The sequence below is a fragment of the Kothea flammea genome (assembly GCF_052161645.1).
Lineage (GTDB): Bacteria > Planctomycetota > Planctomycetia > Pirellulales > Pirellulaceae > Laterigemmans.
Map to the genome: position 1 here is coordinate 204,224 of NZ_CP197414.1, position 26,915 is coordinate 231,138.

Genomic DNA, 26,915 nt, shown 5'->3' on the forward strand with positions numbered 1-26,915 from the left:
TTGGCGACTATTTCAGCACAAAGCGTCACCACCCCCTAAGTGGTGTGTATTCGTTGATTGTGAATGAGTCCATGAATTTACGTCGAACACTAATAATAATGCTGAGCACATTGTCGTTGTTAGTCGGGCCGGCATGGGGGCGACATTGGACGAGTAGTGATGGTCGCTTTCGGGTGCAGGCAACACTGGTTGGCTTCGACGGTTCGGCTATTCTGATTCAGAAGGCCGATGGAAAGCGAATTGAGGTGCCCATCAACCGCCTTTGTCAGGCCGATCGAGAGTATTTGTGGACACAGATCGAAGAACCTCAATTCGCCGCGACGATTCCAGCGGACTTGCGAGAATTTCGGAATGCCATGGAGTCGATGCGTGCGGTAGAGGTCCGCCGTATTGAACGTCGCCTGGAGAATTTGAGAAAGCAACTTCGGTCCGGCGCACGCGATACTCGGCATCCGCTCTTACGGGAAGCAAAAGGTTTGATCAAGCAGTTGGGCCAGTGGTTGGAGTTATTGAAGTCGGGAGCGGCCTTTGTTCCCACAATTTCGCCGAAAGATTTTCGCGTTGGGCAAATTGGGCGTTTCGATGACGATTTGCAATTCTCGATTGGAAAAGCGGATGTCGGGAAGGAGCGGAAAATTAGCATCTCCTTTTTTGAATATCGGCACATCATAGAGCTTCCAGGTGCTCGGAATAATTGGCATGTAAGAACGATCTCTCGTCCGGATCTGGTTGTGTTAAAAGCTGATTTTAGTCAGCAACTACCAGAGACACGGCTGGATCGAAGACCGAACGCACCTGCCAATCGCCTGCTACGTGCTCACGTCTACCGCGTTGTTGACGTGCGTCCCCGGGGGGGTACCAGAGACTTCGTGCTGAGCCCGTTTCCCATGGATGATATTCGGCCGATGCTAGCGGATTAGAATTGTTGAATGATCGAGCTATTGCTCCCTGTTGTTTTTTTCATGCATTGATTCGCGAAGCTTTTTGAGACCTCGACGCAGCAAGCCGGCGATGGCCTCGGGAGATCGCCCCAGATGTTTAGCGATTTCAGCTACTTTCCAGTCATGGACATGTTTTAAAACGATCGCGGTGCATTCGTCTTGCAATAAACCTGCGAGTGCGTCAGCAAGCTGCTCGGCGCGTTCTTGTAAAATCAGATTTTCGCTGGGAGAACTAATCTCGGCAGGCAGTTGCTCGGTGAGCCTGGCAGCGGACTCTTGCAGTTGCTGGTCGATCGAGATTTCCCGTCGGATATCCCGCTTTTTAGCCGAGTGGTATTTGGCAAGGTTGGTCAGGTTGTTGGTCAAAATCACCTTCAGCCAGCCGCGAAGCTCGGCATCCGTGTTGCCACGAAAATCATTAAGTGCTTGGTGGGCCTGCAGCATTGTCCGCTGTACAACGTCCGAGATATCTTCCTTGGCCCGCAGCCGCGGGTTTAATTGCAAGTCGGCCAGTAATCTCAGGTAACTGCGATAGTGTTCGAGTTCGGGCTTCGGTTCAAGAGTCATGGGGGTAAGCTACTCCTCGAATTCCAAGATCAGGCGGATAGCGCCCTAGCATCAAGAGGAAACGAATTTTTCCAATTTGCGCGCTCGATGATTCAACCAACGACGTCATTAAAACAGGGAACAAGCTGTTTCGTCTCTTGAGAGGGGGCTCAGCCAATCCGTCAGCGATGCCTTCGTCAGCATGTAATTTAACGCGTTTTCGGATAGGTTCTTAATTCGTCTTGCACCGTCTGTGGAGATCAATGATGAAAATCGATTCGAGTCAGTTACTGCGGCGGTATCTGATGGTTGGTTGTTTTATCCCAATAGTTTCTGTCCTTACAGCGGTCTTACTGCGGGACGGCGAGGAAACCACTGCACCTGCTGAGCAACCACCCGCAGACTCAGCCAGGCTGGCAGACTTCGCTGATGACGAGGGCAACTTGGGCGATGCTTCGATTCGGGTCGGAGCCGTACAGCCAGTAGGGCAGCGGACCGAGCAACAGGCCGAGCAACCAGTCCAGCAATCGGTAGAAACGACCAGCGAACTCTACCGAGTCTTTGGGACGCTGTCTAATCGGGAACTGCTCGCCATTACTCAAGGTGGCAAGGTGCCTGAGAAATTACAGGCTCTTGGCGATCCAGATCAGATCCGCGAAGGCTTGCTGAGTGAATTGGCCAAGCGATTGGAGCAAAACCCGGGGGACGCAACGGTTGAATCAGCGTTGAGACCTGCGACGGCTCCGCAAGCGGGCAAGAACACGTTGGAGGCTCAAGCTCGTGATGATCGTCAACGGAAATCTGAGCAGCCTCCCCAGCCAAAGCTGACAAGTGTTACCGTGGAGGCCGTTACGGGGACCCCTTTCAGTGTTGGACTCATTGAGTTGCAATTCGAAAAGGGGTTCGGTCCGACATTGCATCAAGATCAACCGCTGTTTCTAAATTCAAGCGAACAAAGTATTTATTACACGGCTTTTGAGATTTCTTATCAAAACGAAACCGGGCTATCGAAAGGCCAAGTCGATCGCGTGCGGTCGTTGTTCTTACTGCGGGGAAACGAGCCGACCGAGGTATCATTAACGGGGCTTGCCGGTGTTGAGTTGCAAGGGCAGCCGATCCGCTATCACGAAAATTCCGCGCTTCATGGCACACGCCTTCGTGAGTGGTGGAAACACTTTTCTGTGATTCCAGAAGACCTCGATCGAGAGCAAAAGTTACTGAAGCAGTCATTGTTGGAAATGCTGGCGCGGCGGCTGCAGTTACCCGGGCCTTGGCCGAGCGTGCAAGCAATGGATTCGGCGAAACCCAGCGGTTTGGAGGGCCAATTTGAGCGCGCCATCGGTATGTTGTTTGGCATTGAGTCGGTTAACTTGGCGATCCAGGAAGATGCTAGTTTAAGCAACTCAAGGCCTTTTGAAGAAGCCAACCGCGCGGTGCCCGCTAGGCCCAGGCTGCGGAGTTTGGTTGTCCCCGCAGTCCCCGCCTCAACGCGGGTTGAATCCATTGCCCAGCATGTACCTGCGGAGTGCTTTTATGTTCGCACTGGCAGCCTCGCAAACTATCGCTATTTTCGCCGTTTTCTGCAGGGCTGGGGCGGCAGTTTGAGTGATATTGTGGCGACAAGATCACTCGATCGCCAAACGCGAGCCAAACTGGAGTTGCAACTGGGGCTCGATTCTGAACAGGTATCGGTGGCCGAGTTCGATCAATTGGTTTCCGACATGGCTTTGATTGGCTGTGATCCGTTCTTCCAGGATGGCGCCGCGATTGGCGTGCTGTTTCAGGCACGGCAACCTGAAAAGTTGCTGCAACAAATCCAGAGTATGCGGCAACAGTCGCTTAAGCGGGTGCCGGGGGCGATTGAACGCAGGGTGAAGATTGATAACCACGTCGTCTCTTTGCTCGCCTCTGACGACAACCGAGTTCGCTCGTTCTATGCGATCGATGGAAAACATCACTTGGTAACGAATTCTGAGCATCTGTTGCGTCGTTTTTTTGAAGCCGGTCGCGGCGAGCAGGCCCTTGGGGATCTGCAGGAGTTTCGCTACGCTCGTAGTAAAACGGATGTGCAACGCGACCCACTCGCGTTTCTTTATTTGTCCGATTCGTTTTTTCAAAATTTGGTGAGTCCGCATTACCGCATTGAATTAACTCGCCGCAGGCGGGCTGCGGAAGAGCTAAAGCAACTTCAATTGGCTCGCCTGGTGGCGAAAGCTGAGCAACTGAATGCGTATACCGTCGCGGAATTGCTTGAGGCGCGGTTGCTGCCGCCTGAATTTGCTAGACGGCCCGATAAGAGCATTCCCTTGATCGAGGATGGAAAGCTGCGAGATTCGTTGCGCGGTGCAGCGCAGGCTTTCTTGCCAGTTCCGGATGTTCCGCTCGATAAGGTGACCTGGAGCGAAGCAAGTTCGTACCAACGTTTTATCCAGCGTTACAATTCGGAATGGAATCGTGTCGACCCGGTGACGGTTGTCTTTTCCCGTCGTGATTCTGAAATCGCCGATCATGATTGGGTGAACTTAGATATTGTCGTTGCGCCCTACGCGCAGAACCGCTATAGGTTTTTAAGGCGACACTTGGCGGCGGCCAATCCCAGTCGGGTGGCGCCGATAGCGGGCGATTTTTTGAGTCTCGATACGGCTGTTCGCACCCGTCCAGGATCACAGTCCCACCTCTTGTACCTAGGGCTCCGCGATGCTCAAGCACCGTTTGCCTTTGAGAACGGACAGGTCAAGTTACTTAATGCCAGTAAGCGGGTGAGTTACGCCAAGAGTCATGCTTTTGCCGCCCTTTCTCCGCCAAATAGCGAGGTCCTTCGGCTGCTGGCGTCCGCCCTTGAAATGCACCCCAAGCAGCGGGACTCCGCGCCGGCTCGTCGCAACCACCGCAGTGTTTCTCCGCCTGTGATTGGTCGAGGCCCAGTTAGCAAGACGTTATTTACTCTTGGTTGGGCACTCGGATCGATGTCCTTGAAGCCAGCAAACGTGGCGAATTACTTGCGCAGCGTCGAGACGCGTGATAGCTGGACCGTCGTGTCGGAGAATCGGCAAATACGTCAAAGCGCTTTCAGTGAACTTAGGGAGGAATTTGTCGAAGCTGCTCCTCAAGTGAGGCTGCGTATGGGGTCGTTGCGTGGGGCCAAAGTGGAGCCGTATGTGCAAGCTTATACTTACCTCTCGGCACGTAAAGTTTCTGCTGGGAATGCAAGCTTCTTCAACGATTTTTCGCAATGGTTGAATTTGCCGGCAACGGAAGCAAGGTCTGTTGTTGAGAATCTGCTCGGCGCGCGCGTTAGTTGTTCCCTTGGTGGTGATTTCATCTACGATCAAGATGCTGGCGTAGCTAGTTGGGTTAGCACTGCTTGGCAGGACCGGAGCGTCTACACCGTTTCTGAGACTCCTAGATCATGGCGTTTTCCATTTTTGGATTGGCTTCAGCGGTTGAACCTTGAGTTTGAGCTCGGTGAGACCACGTTGCAAGCACGGGTGGATATGCTGATTAACACCTCGAATCGTCGCGCGGCTGACGGCGAGATAGTGGGCTTGCGTTCGCTTGAGTCGAGGGAGGCGATTGCGGTGGTGAACCAAAGCGGAGACAACGGCGGTTGATCTTGGTCCGGCAAACGAACTTTCTTCAGTAGAGAGACGCGGGACGAAAAGGAATGCTCGTTTCCGAAGTTCTTCTCAGGTGTCGTTTGAATCGCAGCAAGTGATGCCCGCGGAGAATCGTCTCAACTCGGATCGCCAAATGGATTGGGTGTTAGGAGTAAGGTTGGTGACTGCGAATGAATCGATGCGTATCATGCAAGTATACCCTTCCAGTCCCCCCGCTCGCGCAGGCTTGCGAGCGGAGGATAGAATACAAAGGGTGGATCGAGAGCGGCCCCGCTCAAATGCGCGGTTGGTTAAATTGCTGCGAGCGGTTTTTGAGAGGAACGGAACGACGGTTTTACAAGTTAATCGTCAGGGAACGCTTTACAAATTTGAAATTCCAATGGCGGCGCGCTGATGAACCGATGCAGAGCTAATTTGGCATTATTTCTCCGTTCCGCTTCTTTTTACGCGTATCATAAAATTAGACGTATGTCTCTGTACAATTTGTATTTTGCCTGGTGTTGGTTTCTGCTTGGGCTGGTCACTGGGACTGTGCAAGGGTTGTTTTTTCATCGGGAGAATTGGCTCGGTGGTTATGGCAGTTGGCCGCGACGCATGACTCGACTCGGGCATATTGCCTTCTTTGGAACCGGTTTGCTGAATTTGTGTTTTGCATTCACCGTTCTGCAGGTAAACCTTGCGGGGCGCGCGCTGGAGGTGGCATCTACGTTGTTAATCGTCGGAGCCGTGGCAATGTCGAGTGTTTGTTATCTTTCCGCCTGGCGAAAGTCGTTTCGGCAGCTATTTTTTATTCCCGTAGTGAGTCTACTCGGCGGGGTCGGTCTGTTGCTTGTGTCACTCTTTGGGGCGGTGACCACCGGGAGTTAATCATGCGAATCGGGTTGATCGCGCTGAGTGGAATCCGCGTCTGCGATGAAGAGCTGATGCGACTGGGTATGACTTTGCCTGGCTTCGTCGAACGCAGCAAAACCATCGCCTCATTGCCCAGCCTGGGCTTGTTGACTCTTGCCGGTATGACACCCCCGCGGCATCAGGTAACCTATCTTGAGGTCGACCAATTGCAGGATGTGCATCAGTGGCCACAGTTCGACCTGGTAGCCCTCTCCACGTTTACCGCTCAGGCTCGCGACGCCTATCGTATTGCCGATCAATATCGAGCCGCCGGGTCCACGGTGGTGATGGGTGGGTTGCATGTGACGGCGCTCCCGGATGAGGCGGCCGCGCATGCCGATGCCGTGATGGTCGGTGAGGGTGAACTCTGCTGGTTGGAGATGCTGGCCGATGCCGAAGCGGGGACGCTGCAGCCAATCTACCACAGCCAACCACGTGAATTTGATTTAGCCGAAGCGCCGATGCCCGCTTTTGAGCTGCTCGATATGCAGCGTTATAACCGAATTACGATTCAAGTCACCCGCGGCTGTCCTTGGCGATGCACCTTTTGCGCCAGCTCAATCCTGCTGACTCAGCGATACAAGCATAAGCCCGCCGAAAGAGTATTGGCGGAGATTGATCGCGTGCGAGAATTGTGGTCGCGCCCCTTTCTTGAGTTCGCCGATGACAACAGTTTCGTGAATCGGAATTACTGGAAGGACTTGCTACCGCAACTGGCCGAACGACGACTGCGGTGGTTTACGGAATCGGACATCTCCGTTGCCAACGATCCGGAGTTGCTGACGTTGATGCGGAAAGCGGGTTGTGTTGAAGTCCTAATTGGCCTGGAAAGTCCCATCGCCACTGGGCTGGAGGGGCTGGAAATTCGCCGCGACTGGAAACATCAACAACTGGACCGTTACCAAGAGGCGATCCATCGCATTCAGTCGCACGGGATACGCGTCAATGGTTGCTTTATTCTAGGACTCGACGGCCAGACTCCAGACATCTTTGATCGTGTTTACGAATTCACTGAGCAACTGGAACTTTACGACGTGCAAATCACGCTGCAAACTCCTTTCCCCGGCACGCCGCTCTATGAAACACTCCGCAGCGAAGGACGATTGTTGGAGCCCGACGCTTGGCACCGCTGCACCCTGTTTGATCTGACTTATGAACCCACTCCCATGAGTCGCGAAGAGTTGGTCGATGGCTTTCGGGAACTGGCCCGCAGATTGTACTGCGATTCGTTCACCACCTGGCGGCGGGAGAATTTCCGGCGTAAGTACCTGCGACCGGCTCGCAAACGATAGCCGCTTTTCCTTCTCCCACAGTGACTCCTGGTAGGACTGCCGCTAACGAATGCTGGCAAGGGAAGCGTAGTGAAATCCGCTGTTAGTTGCTTGTCGATGCTGTACCGCTTAAATTAAGGAGTTGCCCGCCTCTAATTTCCTCCCCAGGTCCCGCCCAGTTTTTCAATGTGCAAGCACCTTATCAGCCGCTTGACCCGACTGTGGGTCATTTCGGTTCTTTGTCTGTTCGGCTGTTGCAATCCGCTCACGCCAGTGAGCGCCGGCCGGCCAGTTGAGCCGGGGGTAACCGGCCAAGAGGATAGGCCGGAAGAGTTGTATTTTGAAAAGCATGTGCGGCCGATTTTGAAAACGCACTGTTTCCAGTGTCATGGCGAAGAGCCTGAATTGGCTGGGGAATTGGATGTGCGGCTGGTGCGTCTGTTGCTTGACGGTGGCGAGTCGGGACCAGCCATCGTGGCTGGCCGCGAGGCTGAATCGTTGCTGCTGGATCGCATCGAAGCCGATGAAATGCCACCCGGTGCGACGAAGTTGGGCGATCACGACAAGCGAGTGATTCGGGATTGGGTTCGTGGTGGAGCTGTCACCGCACGACCCGAACCCGAGCATCCCGATCAGGTTAAGTTCACCGAAGAGGAATTAAGTCACTGGGCTTTCCAGCCGGTCAGAGCTCCCATTCCGCCAGGCACCACCATTGCTGCACCGCTGGCGGGTGAGAATCAGCAACTCACCCAACTCGATACCTTTGTAGCAGATCGTTTGCGGACTGCCGGACTCGATTTCTCTGTGGCCGCCGATCGCCGGACTCTTATTCGCCGGCTGACGTTTGACTTGCATGGCTTGCCACCAACACCGCGAGACGTCGCCGCTTTCTTGGCCGATGATAAACCTAACGCATATGAGCGATTGGTGGATCGTCTGCTGGCATCGCCCCGTTATGGCGTGCGTTGGGCGCGGCATTGGTTGGATGTCGTTGGTTATGCTGAAAGCGACGGGAATCTAATGAGAGATCAACCTCGCCCCCATGCTTGGCACTATCGCGACTATGTGATCAACGCCTTTAATCATGACAAACCCTATGATGAATTTGTCGTCGAGCAATTGGCCGGAGACGAGCTGATTGCGGGCACGCCAGATGGCAATAATCCCCAGCATGTGAGTTTGCTGGCGGCCACTGGTATGTTGCGAATGGCGCCCGACGTCACGCAAACCGACGATTCCTTGCTCGATCGCAACCAGGCGGTTGCCGACATGATCGACGTGGTGGGAACTTCGATTCTGGGGTTAACCGTTGGCTGTGCACAGTGCCATGATCATCGCTACGATCCGATTGCAATCGAAGATTACTATCGTTTGCGAGCCGTGTTCGATCCCGCTTTTCCTCTGCAGCAATGGAGAAAGCCCCAGCAACGGCTCGTCGATCTCACAGACGATGCCACACGTGAGCGTGCTGCCGAGATCGAGGCCCGAGCGGTGGCGTTGCAAGCGGATATCACACGTCGGCGTCGCGAACACTGTCAGACGATTCAGGATCGAGAAATTGAGAAAGTGCCCGCCGAGCTCCGCGATGCGGTGCGAACTGCTGTGCAGACCAAGCCCGCCGAACAGACCGCGGAACAAAAGGCTTTGCTCGATCAATTCCCCAAGGTGCGGACCATCGATTGGATCGTGGGTCAGTTGATCGAGTATGACACGCCCGCCTATCGGGGTTTTCAGGAAGAAGAAAAACAAGTTGCCGAAATTCGCAAAACGAAGCCCTTGCAACGTTTGATTATGGCTGTCCAGGAATCGGGCGAAACAATTCCAGAGAGTCGCGTCTTTTTTCGCGGCAGTCCTGAATCGCCAACCGAGGTCGTGCAGCCTGGAGAGTTGACCGTGTTGGTGTCGCAACGCGATCACGATCAGATCTCCACGAGCGAGCTTCCCAACAGACAGGCGGCCCCAGCACTGTTAACGACTGGTCGCCGTTTGGCCTACGCCCAACAATTGACCGACGGTACGCATCCCACGGTTGCTCGCGTGATGGTCAATCGCATTTGGATGCACCACTTTGGGCGCGGCTTGGTGGCCACGCCCGGTGATTTTGGACTCAACGGTGAACTTCCTTCGCACCCGCGATTGTTAGATTGGCTGGCTAGTGAATTTGTCGCCAGCGGCTGGAGCATCAAGCGTTTGCAGAAACAAATCTTGATGTCGCGAACTTATCAACAAGCTTCCGCCACGCAAGCTAGCGACTCGATGGGGGATGATCCCGACAACACGTTGTTGAGTCACATGAATTTGCGACGTTTGGACGCTGAGTCGGTGCGGGACGCCATTCTTTTGATCAGTGGTCAATTGAACGATCAAATGGATGGCCCCAGCGTCCCTGTTGCCGAAGACGGGGAAGGTAAAGCGGTGATCGGTAACCGTCTGCTCCGCGACGGACTCTTTGCGGGAATCGAAGAGGTTGGCGGGCAAGCCAAGCGACGCAGTATTTATATCTCCAATCAACGATCGATGCCGCTCAATATTTTACAGACTTTTGATCTTCCGGAGATGAAGCCCAATTGTCAGCGTCGCGATGCTTCGACGGTAGCTCCCCAAGCACTGTTGTTTATGAACGATCCTTTTATTGTCGCCACTACGGAAGCCATGGCGGAACAACTTTGGGGCCAAGCGTCGTCGGTCACCGCACGCGTTGAAGCCGCCTTTGAAGCTTGTTTTGCCACCCCGCCAACTCGGCACGAATTGGCCGATTGTGAGGTATTTCTTGAGAAGCAGGCAGATGTGTTGCGGGCCGATGCCACGCCTGCATGGCAGGCGAAGTTGAAAGAAAATCCTGCGGCTGCTGAGATTCGCGCGTTGGCGAGTCTCTGCCAAGTGTTTATCTCCTCCAATCGATTCCTGTACATTCAGTAATTGCCCCGTCGTCTGGAACGAACCATGAATCAACGACCCAAACATTATTCAGCCCGCCCAGTAACGGGACTCTGTTCCCGACGTCACTTGATCCAGTCCAGTAGCTATGGACTCGGCGCGCTCGGAGCAGCATGGTTACTCAACCAAGATAGATTGCTAGCCGCCGATCCGCCTCCCAAGCCTTTGCTGGAACCGGAGGTCCACGATTTGTTGCCGAAGCAACCGCCACGACCGCCGCGGGCGACCGCGATGATTTCGATGTTTATGATGGGGGGTCCTAGTCAAATCGATTTGTTTGATCCCAAGCCGGAGCTGACGAAGCGGAACGGTGAGCAATTTGAGGGCGACATCAAATTTGATAACGCCGCTCAGGCCAGTCGGCAAATCATGGGTCCCCAGTGGACGTTCCGGCCCCGCGGCCAGTGCGGTATGGAGATTTCCGATTTGATGCCAAACCTGGGCACGGTGGCTGATGATATTACCTTGATTCGCTCCATGCATTCGGCCGTGAATAATCACTTTCCCGGATTTTATGCGATGAACTCGGGGGCCGGAGTTGGCGGCCGTGCAACGCTCGGCAGTTGGTTGACCTATGCGCTGGGAAGCGAGTCGCAGAATTTACCTGCTTACGTCGCGCTGACGCACCCTTGGGGATTGCCGATCGTGGGTGGTGACAGCTGGACCAATGGCGGTCTACCTTCACTCTACCAAGGTACGGTGGTTCGCCCGCAAGAGCCGCGGATGTTTAATTTGGAACCGCCCGTGCATCTCAAAGGGGCTGCTCAGCGGAATCAGCTGGAGTTGCTCGAGCAATTCAATCGCACTCACGCGGAGCAATTTCCGGGTGAAGACGAACTGCTTGCGCGGATGGCTACTTATGGGCTGGCTGCTAAAATGCAATCTTCCGCCCGCGAGGCGTTCGATATCTCCGGTGAAACGGCCGAAACCCAACGGATGTACGGCATTGATCAGGATGTCACCCGGGATTACGGTACCCGCTGTCTAATCGCCAGGCGATTGGTGGAACGGGGAGTGCGCTTTGTGCAGATTTTTAATAACGGACAAAGCTGGGATCATCACTCTTCGATTACCACCGAGCTGCCAAAGCGTTGTCAAGAGATTGATCGTCCCGCGGCGGCGCTTGTGCAGGACCTCAAGCGGCGCGGGTTATTGGATACGACACTGGTGCACTGGGGTGGCGAAATGGGCCGTTTACCAACGATTCAAGTTCCCGTGGGTACCGACGGCACCGAGCGCGTCGGTCGCGATCACAATACTTACGGTTTCAGCATGTGGGTTGCCGGCGGTGGGATTAAGCAAGGTTATGTGCATGGTGAAACCGATGAGTTTTCCCACCACGCGGTGACTGACGTGGTTACGAATCACGATTGGCTGGCCACGGTCCTGCATTTATTTGGGCTCGACCACCAGCAATTAAGCTATCGCGTCGGCAGTCGCTCATTGGCGTTGGTGGAAAATCCACAAGCCCAGGTTGTTAACAAGATACTGGCGTGAGGGCAAGATACTGTCGTAAGGACGGGGCGAATGATCGTTCCCTTTCGCTGCCCAAACTCGCATATCATCCGCAGCAGCTGATGACCTTTTCTATGCATAATCTTGGGAGCATCCTTTGACGTTGCCAATGACTGGTGCTTAGGCAATCAAATCATGCACCACGCGCCCGTGCACATCGGTCAAACGGAAGTCTCGACCGGCATAGCGATAGGTGAGCCGTTCGTGGTCGAACCCCAGCAAGTGTAAGATTGTGGCGTGCAGATCGTGCACATGGACACGATTCTCAACCGCTTGGAAACCAAATTCGTCGGTCGCACCATGGACATATCCCCCTTTGACACCGCCACCGGCCAGCCACATGGTAAAGCCATAGTGATTGTGATCGCGGCCGCTGATGGTGCCCGCATTCGCGCCCGCTTTGGGCAGTTCGACAGTGGGTGTGCGACCGAACTCACCGCCCCAAACCACGAGGGTATCTTCCAGTAAACCGCGTTGTTTGAGATCCTTTAGCAGCGCGCCGATCGCTTGTGAGCATTCGCCCGCCAGCCGGCGATGATTCTTTTCAATGTGGTCGTGGCTGTCCCAAGGTTGGCCGCCACCGTGCCAAAGTTGAATATAGCGAACACCTCGTTCGACCAACCGTCGGGCAATCAGAATCTGTTTTGCTTGAGCCGTGTCTCCATACATTTCCCGAATCGACTGGGGTTCCTGCGAGATGTCGAACGCGTCACTGGCTTCCATTTGCATTCGATACGCCAGTTCAAAGCTCTGCACTCGCGATTCTAATTGAGCCTCTTGTTGCCGCACTTCTTGGTGCCGTTGATTGATTTTCTTCAACAAATCCAGTTGTCGACGTTGATCTTGTTTCCCCAAGCCGGCCGTGTTGCGAATGTTGGATATTAGTTTTTCAATTTCCTGATGCTTGGTATTGATGTAGGTTCCTTGATAAGCGCCCGGCAGAAAACCGGCCTGCCAGTTCTCCGCACCCTTGATCGGATAGCCGCTCGGAGACATGGCGATGAAGCCGGGGAGATTTTGATTCTCACTTCCCAAACCATAGGTAACCCAAGAGCCGACCGCCGGTCGCACAAATTGGGAATCCCCACAGTTCATCAACATGAGCGAGGGTTCGTGGTTGGGGACATTTGCGTGCATTGAGCGAATCACGCAGACATCGTCGATCATCTCACCGACGTGAGAAAAGAGCTCGCTGACCTCAATTCCGCTTTCCCCGTAGCGGCTAAACTTGAACGGAGACCGGTAGGCTGCTCCGGTTTCCCGTTCGGTTCTCAGATCCAACGGGATCGGTTGGCCGTGATACTTGTCGAGCGCGGGCTTGGGATCGAAGGTATCGACTTGAGAGGGGCCGCCATTGAGAAATATATGAATGACAGATTTTGCCCGCGCCGCGAAATGAGGTACTTTGGGGCGCATCGGATTTGTATTCGAGTTCGCCTGAGCTTGATTCGATTCGTCTGCGAACAGTCCGGCAAGCCCCAGCGTGCCGAGACCGATGCCGCTGCGGCGAAGGAATTCGCGGCGGGAGGCTGGCAGGCGGTTTAAGTGGCCAATTTGCGTGGTGAGATGTTGTGAATCTCGAGAGTGCATCGGTATGACTTTCAGCTTAAGCAATGGATAGGCGGGGCGTCATGCGGCGGATCAGTCAACGAAGGCGAATTCGTTGCAGAGCAGCAAGACTTGGGCTAATTGGACCCAGGGGTCAAGGGGTTGCTGGGGATCCTCGACAGCCGCGTCGCCGTCGGGTTGGTCATTGACAAACGCCAATGCATCATCCAGTTCGCTTTGGTTGGGCTCACGCGCCAGGGCAAATCGATAAAGGGCACGGACTCTAGTCGCGTTGGGGGCAGAGTCGGCCGCCGCGTCGTGGGCTTTCTGCACTTCCGCACTTCGCGCGGACAAGGCTCGCGCCTGTTCGATCACGAACTGCGAATTCATCAGGTAAAGTGCTTGTTGCGGCACGGTGGTTTCCGCGCGAATGGCTTGGCTGGCATCGGGGCTGGGCAAATCAAAGCTCGCCAGCAAGCTGGGAATATCCTCGCGGTCAACATAGGCGTAGAGTCCACGTCGCTTCGCACCCTGGTGGATCATCACCGAGCGACCTCCGATGTGAGTATCCAAGGTTCCGGCGGCGAACAACAGGCGATCTCGCAGCGGCTCAAATTCCATCCGGCGACGAGGCATGTGCCAGAGCAAGCGGTTCTCGGGATCGGTTTGCAGCGCGCCATCGCGCAATGCACTTGCTTGCTGCCAAGTGGCGGAAAGCATCAAGCGTTTTTGTAGCCGCTTAATCGACCAGCCATCGCGAATAAATTCGTCCGCCAGATAGTCGAGTAATTCCGGATGCGTGGGTGCTTCGCCTCGCGTGCCAAAGTCGCTGGCCGTGCGAACTAGCCCCGCGCCGAACTGGTGCTGCCAGACACGGTTGACAATCACTCGTGCGGTAAGTGGGTTGTCGGGATGAGCGATTGCTCGGGCTAACTCCAAGCGGCCGCTACCATGCTTAAACGGTTCGCCTCCGTCGACATGCGAAAGCACTTGTGGAAAGCGGCGGGGTACGCGGTCGCCTCGGTTGCCAGGCTGGCCACGTCGAAAGATCACCGGTTCATGCGGAGTGCTCTTGTTGACTAATACCATGCCCCGCGACGGCGCGCCGGGATGGGTAACTTCGATCCCTTTCACTTGATTTACTAATGAGTTGTATTTGTTTCGCTCCGCTTGATCCAAGTGGGCGATGCTTTGATTTTGATCGAGCGTGGTTGGCGCATCGGCGGCTAGGAGGTGCTGACGCATCGCTTCGGCAGTTTCGTCGGCCAATTTGTCGATCGATGGGTCGGCCTCTTTCGCTTGCGTCCATTCGTTCCAGACCGCTTCAAATTCAATACCAATTCGTTCGGCAACTTCCACGATTGTTTGCGGGGGATTGTCTTTGAGTGCCGTTACGATTCGCGGGTTTAAGGATTTCAGCAAGGGATGGTCGCCGATCTCATCCGTCGCCAATTTTTCCCAAAGCTGCTTGGATTGCGCGGGGAATTCGTCGGCCGGGAGGGTCGCCAAGTAGTGCAGCAAATGCCATACGGGCGGAGTGGACTCTTGGGGTTTCGCTAGATACTGTTGCCAACGTTGTACAGCTGGCCTTCTCAACGCTCCCCGCTTGCCTACGAATTTTACATCTTCTTTCGGGTATTGAGGTAAGGTGCGAGCAATGTAGATTAAATAATCGGCGACTCGCGAACGCAATTCTTCCGCCGTGCTGTGGCCTGTTTCCTCGACCCACTTGTCAACGACCGCTTGTTGTTTTGCCTGTTCGGCCAGGAATTGGTCATATTCAGTCGAAGGGGTCGGCTCTCCCAGCAGGGGAAGCTCGCCCGGTTCTTCGGAGCTGGCAAAAACGCCATATAAAGAATAATAGTCTGCGGTGGGAATAGGATCATACTTGTGGTCGTGACAGCGGGCGCACGTGACCGTCATGCCTAAGAAGCCCCGGGTCACCACGTCGATGCGATCATCAATGATGTCATGTTGACGATTCATAAAGCGGCGACCCACGGTGAGAAATCCCATCGCGGCCAACGCCTGTTTATTGTCTGCTGGTAAATCGAGTTGATCGGCCGCCAATTGCTCAATGATAAACTCATTGAAAGGTTTATCGGTATTAAAAGCGTTGATCAAATAGTCGCGGTACGTAAATGCGTAAGGATAGCGAGTCTCGCGATTTCCCGGTTGGTAGCCGGTGGTCTCGGCGAAGCGAGCGATATCCATCCAGTGCCTCGCCCACCGTTCGCCGTAGTGGGGGCTGTCTAACAAGCGATCTATCAACTTGGCAAAGGCATCGGGAGATTGGTCTGCAATGAAGGCTTGCACTTCTTCGTAGCTAGGGGGCAAACCAAGCAGGGTAAAGTACGCTCGATGGATTAAGGTGCGACGATCGGCGGGGGCGCTGGGGGTTAAACCTGCTTCCTGCACTTTCGCCAGAATAAACCGATCAACCGGCTGGGTTTGCGATTCGCTCTCTGTCGTAGTTTCGCTGTTGCCGCTGGAAGGTTCGTTTATCTCCGGAGGTTGACGTGCTTCGATGGGGCGATACGCCCAGTGCGATTCACGCATTTCAGCAATTTGCTCGGCCGGCGATTTTGGCGACACTTTGGCGGCAGAGTCTGCTTCCTCCGGCCAATAGGCGCCACTTTCGACCCATTTTGTCAGAATGGCAATTGCTTCATCGGACAGTTTCCCATCAGGTGGCATTTGTAAAGAAAGGTCCGCGTATCCGATCGCACGAATCAAGTTGCTGTCCGCTGGTTTGCCGGCGATAACGACTGGTCCCGACCCTCCACCGCTGATAAAGCCGGCGCGGTGATCAAGACGCAGTTCGCCGTCTTGTTCATCGCTGCCGTGGCAATCGATGCAGTGTTCCACGAGTAGCGGACGGACCTTTGCTTCAAAGAACTCCTCCTGTTCGGCATCATCCAGCGGCCCGGCAATCGCCTCTGAATTTTCCAGCGACTGGATTAGTACCAACAGCAGCAAGAAGCAGGGCAGGGCCAGAACTTGTTTCGCGAACATAATCATGGCTGTGAGTGGCGTATCCTCGATAGATCGAAGTGGATCAGGCATGGAGGATCTTTTCTCATTCGGAGGGCGGGACGCTCGCTGATCGACAACAATGCGAGCGAGCGGCGATACGGATGGGTAGATTGTGCTCGCGGTCGCACTCGGGGGGAACGCCAAGGCTGCTTAGCACCGCGGGAGCTCTCTGTATATCTTATCCGATAAGGCAGTCTTGCGCAAACGCTTTTCGCTGCGCTATACTGAAGACTAGTCGCAATGGGTGGTGTATGTCTGCCCAGGCTAAGCCGGTCTCTTGGTTCACATTGGTGAGTTATCGGATGCGTGGAAAACCTCTCTTTTTCGCCCTTTGCTTACTTTGCATCGTTTCGCAAACCGCTCGCTCGAACGCCGACGATACGAATGGGGCGGAGCAGAGCCCTGCCGAAAAGGCGTTCGATAGAATCTTCAACTTTGGCGTTGATTATGTGGCGGGAAAGGCGCTTGATAAAGTCTTTTTCGAAGATCCGACTAAGCGTACCGCGGAGTTGGAACGCCGACTGGGAGTGTTGCAGGAGGCTTTGGAGGCCGTTTCTTCGTCTGCAGCCCGCGATATTTACGAATTGCGGCGAGATCTTGATGAAAAAACTTCCCGTGAGACATTTGAGCGAGTTGTGCGGCAAGCAATGCAAAGCTTGGAAGCTGAGTCGGCAGGTTTAATTCGCAATCTCGAGTCCAAATCGCAAGCGACTTTGACACGCATTCAAGCTGAATCGGTAGCGGCTTTGGCCCGCATTCAAGCGGAAGTTTCGCGGATTGATTCCCGCACCGCAATGCTCGACCGAGATTTGAAAAAACTCGGTGGCGATCTGAATCGATTGGGTGATCGAGCAGATCAACTGGGGATGAAGCTTGCCGATTATGAACGCAACTTTGGTACCATTCCCAGGCAGTTGCCGGAACCTTTTGAGTACCTTGAGTCGGAAGTTCGCAGTGAGTCGGTTTATGCACATCCAAAATTGGTGGACTACATCCGCCTGTTGATTCGATCGGAGTCAAGCCGTTATGAGATAGCGCTTGCCCGCCTGACACTGCAACCGGAAAGTCGTCGATTGCAGCGGCTGCTGCTCGAAGATGAGAAAGTATTGGCCGCTGCGGTGTCTCTCCACAAGAGCATACAGATGGAAGTGGCTGATTATCGAAAACAGGAGGCTGCGTTGCTGCGCGAGTACGCCGAGACTAACTACCGCGTGATTGACCTCCGTGCCCAGGCATCACCTTTGTTGTGGCTGTTAGTTGCCAGCAAGCCGGTCTCGGATGGTACTCAGTTGCGTTTAGGGGTACCGCGAATATTGTTTGACGACAGTTGTGCCAAATTGGTTTCCGCGTTTGTCACCGCGGGGGGGAACGCGGCTGAGTTTCGTCCTTTGATTCAGCTTAGAATCGAACAACTGGTGAACGTTCAAAGCCCAATCATTATTCCTGCGGAGGTGACGGTATTTCCAGCTGGCTACCAGCCGCATATTGAGAAAATGTGGCAATCGAGTGATCAACTGTTGAGAGACGTGGCGCGAACTGCGTACGTGGTAGGAGAGTTGGAATCGCGGATCCAGCAGGCTGAGGTTACTCAGTTGCCAAATAATTCCACCTTGGCCGGTTTCTACTCGCGAAAGCGTGTTTTGAAGGATCAACTAGAATTGCTCAGCACGCAACTCGATGCCGCCATGAACAAAGCCTTTAACGGTTATTGTCAGCTGTTAAGCGAATTCTCGCCCAATTCTGGGGAACTGGTTCAGTTGCGAGAGTCAATTGTGGTGCCTCTGTTGAGAGCCAGTAAATTACTAGCCTGCGAACAATGGACCTCAAGCAGTGAGAGTGACCGTACCTGGAGCCGGGTTGCTGCTGCTGCACCCTTGATGATTCAGTGTGACCATCGCCTACCTGCCGGGCTAAATGCAAAAAACTTGAAAGCTTGTTTTAGTGCCTCACAAGCTTTGCAGTCAGGTAATTTCGTTGGTGGGGAGGCAAAACTATCCCGTCCGCAGTCATCACGAGCGGGCACATATCGATTCAGGGTCGATGAGCAGCGAGAAAACATTCACATCTATTATGATGCTTCGCAGGCTCCGTTTGAAAGTCTGTCGTTTGAGCATCCATTGCGTTACTTTTCGGCCGAAGAACCGATAGCGATTTCCTTGACAGATCATGGTCAAGTTAAGTTGTGGTCCAACCAGCGAGCTAAAATTTGGCCGAAAGAGCGACCATTGAGCGAGTTGCCCTCGGAAGTCGAAAGTGTCACCGACAAAGGTTTGACCAGCTATATGGGGTGGCAAGCGGTGCGTGAGCGAGCCTTGAAGAGGGTACCGATTACGGTGGCTCACGTCGATCCGCACTATTTCGCCGCTTTGGTTGGTGATCCCGCCAAAAGCGATAGGCTGTTGTTGCAAGTACATCGCTGGGACGGGCGCGATACCTTTACGTTTCGATTACCACTCGGCTCACGCCCCGATTTTTTGCTTTCTGATGGGGCGCGACTTTACGCCATCTCTGGATATGGTCGCGTTGAATGTGCATGGGATTTTCAATTCCTGTTGTCGCTGGCGACCATTGATCGATGAACTAAGCCAGGATATCGTGTACCACTTCTGCGGGACGGCCCGCCGTGATGATTTGCTGTTGGCCATTGTGATGGAAGATCAGCTCGTTGTGATCGAGCCCGAAAAGGCGTAACAGCGTTGCCTGGTAATCGTTGGGGGTAACTATGTTTTCAACGGCTTTGTGCCCAAATTCATCCGTTGCGCCATAAGTCATGCCAGGTTTGATGCCTCCTCCGGCAAGCCAAATGCTGAAGCCCTGGCCGTTGTGGTCGCGGCCATGTTTTTCCGCGGACCCTTGGTTTTGCGTGACTGGCAGCCGACCGATCTCACCACCCCAATGGACAATGACATCATCCAGCATGCCACGTTGTTTGAGGTCTTTCACGAGTGCGGCTGCCGGTTGGTCGGTGCGTCGACAGATTGCCGGTAGCGCAGAGCCGAGATTGCTGTGATTGTCCCATGGTTGACCGGCTAGGAACAGTTGCACAAACCGCACGCCGCGTTCGACCAAGCGACGAGCGATCAGGCAGCGGGTACCATACTCGCGAGTGGCATCGTCATCGAGACCATACATGGTATGTGTGGCTTTGGTCTCGCGAGAAATATCGAGCGCCTCGCTGGCGTTCACCTGCATCCGCGCCGCCAGTTCGTAGCTGGCGATGCGAGCTTCCAACTCATTTTCCTGGGGGAACTGTGCGGCGTGTCGGCGATTTAGCGACTGTAAAAAGTTGAGATTCTGCTGTTGTGGGATTCCGCGCAGATGGGGTGGTGCATCGAGGTTGAGAATTCGCGGTTCGCGAGGTCGCAATACCGTGCCCTGGAACAGCGCCGGCATAAAGCCGCTGGACCAATTGTGCGTGGCATCCACGGGCGGCCCCCCTGGATCGGTTAACACCATATAAGCTGGTAGATTTTGCGTTTCTGAACCCAGACCATATAACAGCCAAGAAGCCAGGTGCGGCCGCCCCAGCACGCCGGGAATGCCACCGTGAAAATAGCGAATCGAAACTTCATGACCGTTGGCACCGGTATGCATGCTGCGAATCAAGCAAATGTCATCGGCGATTTCGGATGTATGAGGTAGCAGCTCTGACAATTCCGTGCCGCACTCTCCTCGCGGCGCAAATTTCCAGCGCGTTCCCATCAATCGTTTGCTGGCTTCGTTAACGAAACTAAAACCAACTTCGCCCGCATACTCTTCGCCATCGCGTTTGCTCAGTTCCGGTTTGGGATCGGTCAAATCCATATGGGATGGGCCGCCATGTTGGAACAGCGATATCATCGCCTTGGCGCGGGGAACCAGCGGTGTCGGTTTGGGTTTTAGGTCAAAGCTTTGTGGTTGCTTGGGAACGGGGCCACTCTTAGCGCTGGCTTGATCCTGTTGCAACAAGTAGGCGAGTGCTAGCGAACCGATGCCAAAAGCGTTTTGCAGAAGAAATCCGCGGCGGGAGGGGAGCATAGTGGGGCGCCTATTCGACATAAAGAAATTCGTTTGAACTCAATAACGCTTGGCTTAAATTTGTCATCGCTTGCCTGAGCACTCCGCGGCCGGATGGGATGGCCTCGCGGTGTTGATTCATCGTGCGAACCTGCTCGGCGATAAACGCCAACGCCGCCGCGAACTCTTCGCCGGTTGGTTCTCGCAGGTAAGCCAGTTGCCAGGCTCGCACGATTTGACCTGGTATCTTCTCAATCGACTCTTGTGGGCCAGCGAAGTCTGCTGGGGAAGCGAAAGCTGGGGCGTCGCCGTCGGCGGTTTGCAACGTCAACGTGACCGGCCAGCTATAAGAATCTGAGCTGATGGACTCGCGGCAATCGGTGATGAAATCGATGATATCACCCGCTTCGACAGCCACCGTGGTGATGGTGGTATCGGCGGCGGAATTGGCGACCACCCATTCTCCCAGCAGGCCATCGCGGCTCGATACGACTCTGCCGCGGACACCATCGCCGTTGGGGGAACCGTGTGAGAGTTGCCCAGTAAGCTTGAGGCTGCCGGTTGCGTTTGCCGTCCAGCGGCGAATCGTGGCCCGCTCGGGGCCATCGGGGTGACCGCCATGGGCATTTAATAGCACCCAGCCGATCGTCGGATCGGGGAGAGAACTGCCACCTTGCCACTGCGAGCCGGTCCAGTGGGGCAGGGGAGTGAACGAGTCGACTCGATTTGTTTTCGGGTCATAGGCGCCAAACCCATAGCTCCAGGATGAACCGTGGGGGATTGGGATTGGTGGCAAATCTTGCCATCGTTCCGCGGCGACCGGTGCGTGCTCTGCGGCCGCTCGATCAGCCAGTTGAGCTGCTTGCTGAAGAATGAATTCGCTGTTGAGTAACATTAGGGCCTGCGTTGCCACCGTTGAACTCGATCGCACTTCGCAGTTCGTCTCCATCACGGGGGCGTCAAAAGATTGCAGCATGGCAACCGGTTGGGTGCGACGTACCTGAATGTATAAGCTTCGGCGTGGCTGCTGGTCGACCACGACAGTCTGGCCCGTTTCGTCCTCTTTGATCGCCACAGGTGGGCCGCCGAGTTGGCGGTCCAATTGTCCGGAGGCTGCCAACATTGCATCGCGGAGGGATTCCGCATCCAATCGCTGTAGATGATTAAATGGACCAGCTGGCCCTTCAACACTGCCTCCGCGCGCTTGTTGATATAACGCGGAATTCATGATTAAGCGATGCAAATACTTAAGGCTCCAGCCGTTGGCCATAAATTCGTTGGCCAACCAATCAAGTAGGGCGGGATGCGAGGGACGCGCTCCCAGTTGACCAAAGTCGCCGGGAGTGCTGACGATTCCTTGACCGAAGTGGTGCAGCCAAATTCGATTGACGATCACGCGAGCAAACAAGGGGTTGTTCTCGCTGGCCAGCCAGCGAGCAAAGGCCAAGCGACGACCGGTAGTGGGCAGGTGGGGATCGTTTTCCGCGAAGCTGACTAATTGATCCTCTGGACAAGCGACCGTCAGTGCTGTCGGAGCGATCGGCTGTTTGGGTTGTTGATAATCGCCGCGGTGAAAGAGTTTGGTGGTTGGGACGTGGCTGCTCGGTTCCACTAAGCCGCGAATGAACGCTTCGCGAGGTTTTTTGCCGCGGATCTCGGCAATCTGCTTGTCAAATTCGGCTAACTTGGCGGGCGCGTCGGGTAAGTATTGATAGAGGTTTCCGGCGGTGATATTGATGCTGGGATGTTGTTTCAAAAGTTGCTGTGCCGCTTCGTCCCGTTCCGCCGCGGGAGTCTTATAGGCGTCGCGAAGTTGCGTCCGCAGCGGCTCGTTGATTTTTGAGAGTTCTTGCTCAAGAGCTTGCGCCATGAACTCGGCCAATTTCTCCGCTCGCGCCGCCGCGACGACAGCCGCTTCGGATTCGATTTCTGCGGCTAACTGGCGGTCGGCGGCTGTATACAAGGAGATCAGGCGCGCGTTTGGTATCTGCCAAGCTTGCCAGTCGAGTGCCGGTTCAAAAACTGCTCGCAGCGCAAAATAGTCTGTTTGCGGAATTGGATCATAACGGTGATCATGACACTGCGCACACTGTACGCTCAATCCGAGCAACGAAGTCCCTACGATCTTTAAAGTGTCGGCCATCACCTGATTGCGAGCTTCGGCTGTGTTGGCACCACTGCCTGTTCCATCAGCCGCCATCCGCAAGAATCCAGTGGCCGTGATGAATTGAATTTGCTCAGCGGTTAGATCGCCCGCGATCGGTCCAGCCAATTCATCACCCGCTAACTGCTCCATGATGAACCGATCAAATGGCTTGTCTTGGTTCAGTGCGTTGACAACCCAGTCACGATATTTCCAAGCCCATTGTCGCGGCGCGTCGGCCGTGGTGTAGCCTTCGGAGTCGGCATATCCAGCGGTGTCCAACCAGTGGCGTGCCCAACGTTCACCATAATGAGGCGATGCTAATAAGTGAGTTAATAGTGCGTTGTACCAATCTTCGCCAGGACGTTCCAACCAAGTCTGCATCTCCGCGGGCGTGGGAGGCAGGCCGGTCAAGTCGGTGTAGGCACGCAGGATCAGCCCCCGGCGGGGAGCAGTCGGGCCGATCAAGTCGGCCGCCGCTTCCGCAGTTGCCTCGTCAATGGGTAGCGTCAAACGGTGTTTCACTGAGTCAATGGTATCTAGTGAGTCAGAGGCATTTAGGGAATCCAACATATAGAGGACGTCGAGCGGATTCTTGGCTCGCCAAGTGTGTGGCAGGTCGCTGATTCCTGGCGGTATCATTTTCTCAAGCGGTTGAAATGCCCAGAAGCTGCGCTCCTCTGCCGTGATTCCCAGCCCGGGCGGGATTGATTCCGGTTCGGGGCGAGCTGTTGCCGCGCCCGCTGCGATCCAACGCGTTAATATGGCGATTTCCGCCTCGCTCATTTTGACTTCACTGGGCGGCATATCGCCACTTTGAACCCGTTCCAACAACAAGCTATCGGCAGGTTTTCCAGCTTCGATTGCCGGGCCACTATCTCCGCCGGCACGCATCAAGCGGACAAGCCGTAGGTCCAGCCCCCCTTCGACCTCGACGGTCGCGCCATGACAATCATAACAGTGAGCGCGGAATAGCGGTCGGATGTCACGCTCGAAGGTCAAGCCTATTTCGTCCGCGACTGCGGGAGCTAGCTGGATCGACGGCGAAGCGCAAGTCAGCAACAGGCCAACAATGCAGCCGACAGTGACTCGCAGATGCGACTGTGGGACATTCAATGTATCAACTCCGGTGGGCAGGGACTTGAGAGTCAGGGGGTTGAGTCAATGCGTTGAAAACAGACGAGGCACATATCATCGAACTGAGGCCAGCCACTGGTAAAGTTATCAATTTGTTCGATCAGATCGCGGGCGATTAGCTGGGCGGGCCCGGAATGAGCCTTAAAAGTTTTTATGATGCGTTCTTTACCAAACTGAGCGACCCCGTCGCTCGCTTCGGCATCGGCGATCCCGTCGCTGTATACTAAGACGGTGTCACCGATCGCCAGTGAAATCGTCTCGGACTCATAGGTGGCTTCCGCGAAGACACTCAACGGCAACCCGGAAGTTTGTTCACCGATTCTGACCAGGGAGCCGCAGTGTTTCCTCAGCAAGGGTGTTTCGTGTCCTGCTGTGGAAATCTGCAACGTGTGATTCAACGGGTCAAGTACGAGAATCACACATGTAATGAAAGAATCAGCCAAGCGGCGATTCAAACGAGTCATCGCCTCCGCCGGGTCGCAGGTAATTTCGAAGGCAGCTTGCGTTTCCGTCGCCAATTTGACCATCGTTAGCGCAGCCGGAACCCCTTTGCCAACCACGTCGCCGAGCACGATCGCCAGACGGCCATCTGACAACTTGATATAGTCATAATAGTCACCTCCCACGTGCCTGGCAGCGGAGTAGTAATGTGCGAACTGATAGCCTGGTAACGAGGGTGGCTCCTTGGGCAAGAATTGCAGCTGGACTGCCCTGGCTTGTTCGATATCCTTGCGAATGACTGCGTCTTCGATAGCGTTTTGGTGAAGCTTGGAAAAGTTTAGTGCCAATGATATTTGCGCGGCCACCGTGGCGAAGATCTCCAGGTCCGCCTGGCTGAACTGATCGCTGATCCGACAGTCGGCTTGAATCATCCCGACCACTTGATTGTCGGTATCGATCAGTGGCGAGCACATGACTGAACGCAACTGTCCCGAAATAATACTGCCGGCTCCAGCGAAAATGCTGGAAGCATCTTTTAGTAGCACGGAGTCCGACGTATCAACAACATGACGAAAAATTCGCTGGCTTACCCGAATCTCGCCGTCTTGATTTTCGTGACGCAGTACCCACCATTTCGGCACGAATAGGGAATCGGGAGACCTTAAACCCAGCACGCAACGATCCGCGGCCGGGAAGATGTCCAGAATGGTCTGTACAGCCTTTTCAATCATTTGCTCGGATTGCAAGGCGCCGCCCAAGCAACGACCAATTGTCACCAACGCGTTTAGCCGATCCGGAGTACGATTGACCGATTGTAAGTGTGGCGAGTAAGTGCCGTCGAGTTGGAGATTTTTTGTCGAAGCGTCGGTCGGGTCATCCTCATCAACATGGCAAATCCCGGAGTCATTGAAGGGTGATCTGGCATTGGTCACAACGCCTTCATATTCGCAGATTTGCAAACGGTCTCCGATCTTTACTTCGATCAGCCCCTGGCCACGGATGTCACGTCCGTTGACCAAGGTTCCGTTGCGACTGTCCAGATCTCGCACTAACAAACCTTCGCCATTACGAAGTAGTTCCGCGTGATCGCGGCTGACTCGTTTGCCTTGCTCGCCAAGCACGATCCCGCAGCGTGGCAGGCGTCCGATGACGGTGGTGCCTTGGGGTATGGTAAAATAACGTTTTTGGCGGTCGAACCGGAGCAAGAGCTGAGTACTATCGGTCGACATGAGTCTGTTTTGCGAAAGCGTGGTTTGGGTTTACGAGGATGCCAGAGCCCGCCCGTAGTCTCGTTTGTACGCTCGATCATACCGCCTTCCCGCACCAGCTTCCATGCATTCCCCCTTTCGGAGCCAGTTAATGTGTTTAAAAAAGAGAACCGCCAACCCTCTGCGGCAGCTTTGCTTGGTTCTCTTTGTTATTTCGATGCCCACCGTTGGCTTTGCCAAACAGCCTAACGTGCTGTTGGTTTGTATTGACGACCTCAGACCGGAACTGGGCTGCTATGGCGTTCAGTACATCCATTCCCCCAACATCGATGCGCTGGCGAGTAGGGGCTGTTTGTTCACGCGTCATTATGTTCAGGCGCCGACCTGTGGTGCCTCGCGCTACGCGTTGCTGACCGGGCGATATGGCCCCAGCGGTAATGGGGCACTGTTTCAAAGAGGCCAGCGGTTGGCTGCCGGATCTCAAGATATTCCCCCAAGCATGCCAGCGTATTTTCGCCAGCATGGCTATCGCACGGTGTCAATCGGCAAAGTTTCGCATCATCCGGGGGGCCGCGGTGGTCCCGATTGGGACGACGACTCGGACTTGGAAATGCCCGACTCGTGGGATTCTCACCAATTACCCGCCGGGCCTTGGAATCATCCGCGAGGCGCCATGCACGGTTTGGCAAATGGCCAAATTCGCAAGTTTGCCGGAACGATGGCCGTGTTTGAATCGGTCGACGGGGAGGATTCGATCTACCCCGACGGACTCATTACTGCAGCGGCCCTCAAGCAGTTGGAGCAGTTTGTTGAACACGAACCGGAAAATCCTTTTTTCTTGGCCGTCGGATTGATTCGGCCTCACTTGCCATTTGGCAGTCCTGCTAAATACATGCGACCGTATGACGGAGTTGAGTTGCCGCCGATTGCTCATCCGAATCGGCCCACCGGCAAAACGACTTGGCACGGCTCGGGTGAATTCAATCGGTATCAAAAATGGGGAAAGGACCCAAATCAGGATCCAGAATTCGCCACTGAAGTACGCAAGCACTACGCGGCTTGCGTAAGCTACGCGGACGCCCAAGTGGGCAAACTACTAGCTCAGCTGGAAAGGCTGAAACTTTCCGAAAAGACCGTCGTTGTGCTGTGGGGAGATCATGGTTGGCATTTGGGAGAGCACGCCGTGTGGGGCAAGCATACCCTGTTTGAAGAGTCGCTGCGTTCGCCATTGATTATCAGTTATCCTCAACAGGTTAACCGAGGTGTGAAGGCCAACGGAATTGTGGAGTCGATTGATATTTTTCCCACGCTGTGTCAATTGGTCGGCTTGCCACTGCCTGAATTCTCCCATGGCGAATCCTTCGTTCCGCTGTTAGAAAATCCGGCCTCCGCGGGTGGAGTTGCGGTCAGCTACGCAAGTGCCCGCGCGATTCGCACAGATACGCATCGCCTGATTGAGCACCGAGATGGTTGGTATGAATTGTATGATCACACTTCCCCCGAGGGCGAAACAAAGAATTTGGCAGCAGAGCAACCAGAGCTCGTGCAGATGCTCTTGGAAAAAATGCGCGAGCGCAGGCAACAATAATTTAATATCATTTTATTCGTATAGCTCTTAACTGACCGGTTCTCCCGCGCACCCCAGATATTGCCTGTGATCGGCGTGAATTTTCCAATCGCCTTCTCCC

General features: G+C 54.7%; 15 protein-coding genes. 9 read left to right on the forward strand and 6 right to left on the reverse strand.

What is annotated here, in order from left to right; all coding sequences use genetic code 11:
* The first annotated feature begins 98 nt into the window (after nt 1-98).
* The gene (locus tag SH139x_RS00695; protein ID WP_488353373.1) at nt 99-920 is read left to right on the forward strand and encodes an SHD1 domain-containing protein; all 822 of its coding nucleotides are present in this window, start codon (nt 99-101) and stop codon (nt 918-920) included.
* Between the two features lie 18 nt (nt 921-938).
* Here the strand turns inward: SH139x_RS00695 and SH139x_RS00700 are convergent, their stop codons facing one another.
* Nucleotides 939-1,508: a sigma-70 family RNA polymerase sigma factor gene (locus tag SH139x_RS00700; protein ID WP_488353374.1), complete on the reverse strand. Its 570-nt coding sequence runs from the start codon at nt 1,506-1,508 to the stop codon at nt 939-941.
* A gap of 242 nt (nt 1,509-1,750) precedes the next feature.
* On the opposite strand from SH139x_RS00700, the gene SH139x_RS00705 reads away from it, so the two are divergent.
* The 6 genes from SH139x_RS00705 to SH139x_RS00730 all read left to right on the forward strand — a co-directional run bounded on the left by SH139x_RS00705 (nt 1,751) and on the right by SH139x_RS00730 (nt 11,700).
* The gene (locus tag SH139x_RS00705) at nt 1,751-5,098 is read left to right on the forward strand and encodes a hypothetical protein (protein ID WP_488353375.1); all 3,348 of its coding nucleotides are present in this window, start codon (nt 1,751-1,753) and stop codon (nt 5,096-5,098) included.
* A gap of 139 nt (nt 5,099-5,237) precedes the next feature.
* On the forward strand, nt 5,238-5,498 hold the full coding sequence (locus SH139x_RS00710; protein WP_488356130.1) for a PDZ domain-containing protein: 261 nt from the start codon (nt 5,238-5,240) through the stop codon (nt 5,496-5,498).
* Between the two features lie 74 nt (nt 5,499-5,572).
* On the forward strand, nt 5,573-5,971 hold the full coding sequence (locus SH139x_RS00715; protein ID WP_488353376.1) for a hypothetical protein: 399 nt from the start codon (nt 5,573-5,575) through the stop codon (nt 5,969-5,971).
* A gap of 2 nt (nt 5,972-5,973) precedes the next feature.
* Nucleotides 5,974-7,287: a B12-binding domain-containing radical SAM protein gene (locus SH139x_RS00720; protein WP_488353377.1), complete on the forward strand. Its 1,314-nt coding sequence runs from the start codon at nt 5,974-5,976 to the stop codon at nt 7,285-7,287.
* A gap of 252 nt (nt 7,288-7,539) precedes the next feature.
* Nucleotides 7,540-10,185, forward strand: coding sequence for a PSD1 and planctomycete cytochrome C domain-containing protein (locus SH139x_RS00725; RefSeq protein ID WP_488353378.1), 2,646 nt, complete (start codon nt 7,540-7,542; stop codon nt 10,183-10,185).
* Nucleotides 10,186-10,209: 24 nt separating this feature from the next.
* Nucleotides 10,210-11,700, forward strand: a complete 1,491-nt coding sequence (locus SH139x_RS00730) for a DUF1501 domain-containing protein (protein ID WP_488353379.1) — start codon at nt 10,210-10,212, stop codon at nt 11,698-11,700.
* 138 nt (nt 11,701-11,838) lie between these two features.
* Here the strand turns inward: SH139x_RS00730 and SH139x_RS00735 are convergent, their stop codons facing one another.
* Together SH139x_RS00735 and SH139x_RS00740 are read right to left on the reverse strand one after the other, a co-directional pair.
* Complete coding sequence (locus SH139x_RS00735; protein ID WP_488353380.1) at nt 11,839-13,308, reverse strand: DUF1501 domain-containing protein; 1,470 nt, start codon at nt 13,306-13,308, stop codon at nt 11,839-11,841.
* A 51-nt stretch (nt 13,309-13,359) separates the two neighbouring features.
* On the reverse strand, nt 13,360-16,332 hold the full coding sequence (locus tag SH139x_RS00740) for a DUF1553 domain-containing protein (protein WP_488353381.1): 2,973 nt from the start codon (nt 16,330-16,332) through the stop codon (nt 13,360-13,362).
* Between the two features lie 272 nt (nt 16,333-16,604).
* Between SH139x_RS00740 and SH139x_RS00745 the strand changes: the two genes are divergently transcribed.
* Nucleotides 16,605-18,881: a hypothetical protein gene (locus SH139x_RS00745; RefSeq protein WP_488353382.1), complete on the forward strand. Its 2,277-nt coding sequence runs from the start codon at nt 16,605-16,607 to the stop codon at nt 18,879-18,881.
* Nucleotide 18,882: 1 nt separating this feature from the next.
* On the opposite strand, the gene SH139x_RS00750 is transcribed toward SH139x_RS00745, so the two are convergent.
* From SH139x_RS00750 to SH139x_RS00760, 3 genes are read right to left on the reverse strand one after another with little or no spacing between them, the layout of a single operon-like run.
* Nucleotides 18,883-20,319, reverse strand: a complete 1,437-nt coding sequence (locus tag SH139x_RS00750) for a DUF1501 domain-containing protein (protein ID WP_488353383.1) — start codon at nt 20,317-20,319, stop codon at nt 18,883-18,885.
* A gap of 10 nt (nt 20,320-20,329) precedes the next feature.
* Nucleotides 20,330-23,557 (reverse strand): PSD1 and planctomycete cytochrome C domain-containing protein, encoded by a 3,228-nt coding sequence (locus tag SH139x_RS00755; RefSeq protein ID WP_488353384.1) that lies wholly within the window; start codon nt 23,555-23,557, stop codon nt 20,330-20,332.
* Nucleotides 23,558-23,589: 32 nt separating this feature from the next.
* Nucleotides 23,590-25,248, reverse strand: coding sequence for a SpoIIE family protein phosphatase (locus SH139x_RS00760; RefSeq protein WP_488353385.1), 1,659 nt, complete (start codon nt 25,246-25,248; stop codon nt 23,590-23,592).
* Between the two features lie 196 nt (nt 25,249-25,444).
* Here SH139x_RS00760 and SH139x_RS00765 point away from each other — a divergent pair, with 196 nt between their 5' ends.
* Nucleotides 25,445-26,815: a sulfatase gene (locus tag SH139x_RS00765; RefSeq protein WP_488353386.1), complete on the forward strand. Its 1,371-nt coding sequence runs from the start codon at nt 25,445-25,447 to the stop codon at nt 26,813-26,815.
* Nucleotides 26,816-26,915 lie beyond the last annotated feature (100 nt).

Coding starts and splice junctions, on each gene's coding strand:
- SH139x_RS00765 (WP_488353386.1), top strand. CDS start 25,445: ATGCCCACCGTTGGCTTTGCCAAACAGCCTAACGTGCTGTTGGTTTGT.
- SH139x_RS00735 (WP_488353380.1), bottom strand. CDS start 13,308: ATGCACTCTCGAGATTCACAACATCTCACCACGCAAATTGGCCACTTA.
- SH139x_RS00720 (WP_488353377.1), top strand. CDS start 5,974: ATGCGAATCGGGTTGATCGCGCTGAGTGGAATCCGCGTCTGCGATGAA.
- SH139x_RS00750 (WP_488353383.1), bottom strand. CDS start 20,319: ATGCTCCCCTCCCGCCGCGGATTTCTTCTGCAAAACGCTTTTGGCATC.
- SH139x_RS00695 (WP_488353373.1), top strand. CDS start 99: ATGCTGAGCACATTGTCGTTGTTAGTCGGGCCGGCATGGGGGCGACAT.
- SH139x_RS00715 (WP_488353376.1), top strand. CDS start 5,573: ATGTCTCTGTACAATTTGTATTTTGCCTGGTGTTGGTTTCTGCTTGGG.
- SH139x_RS00705 (WP_488353375.1), top strand. CDS start 1,751: ATGATGAAAATCGATTCGAGTCAGTTACTGCGGCGGTATCTGATGGTT.
- SH139x_RS00745 (WP_488353382.1), top strand. CDS start 16,605: ATGCGTGGAAAACCTCTCTTTTTCGCCCTTTGCTTACTTTGCATCGTT.
- SH139x_RS00700 (WP_488353374.1), bottom strand. CDS start 1,508: ATGACTCTTGAACCGAAGCCCGAACTCGAACACTATCGCAGTTACCTG.
- SH139x_RS00760 (WP_488353385.1), bottom strand. CDS start 25,248: ATGTCGACCGATAGTACTCAGCTCTTGCTCCGGTTCGACCGCCAAAAA.
- SH139x_RS00740 (WP_488353381.1), bottom strand. CDS start 16,332: ATGCCTGATCCACTTCGATCTATCGAGGATACGCCACTCACAGCCATG.
- SH139x_RS00710 (WP_488356130.1), top strand. CDS start 5,238: ATGGATTGGGTGTTAGGAGTAAGGTTGGTGACTGCGAATGAATCGATG.
- SH139x_RS00730 (WP_488353379.1), top strand. CDS start 10,210: ATGAATCAACGACCCAAACATTATTCAGCCCGCCCAGTAACGGGACTC.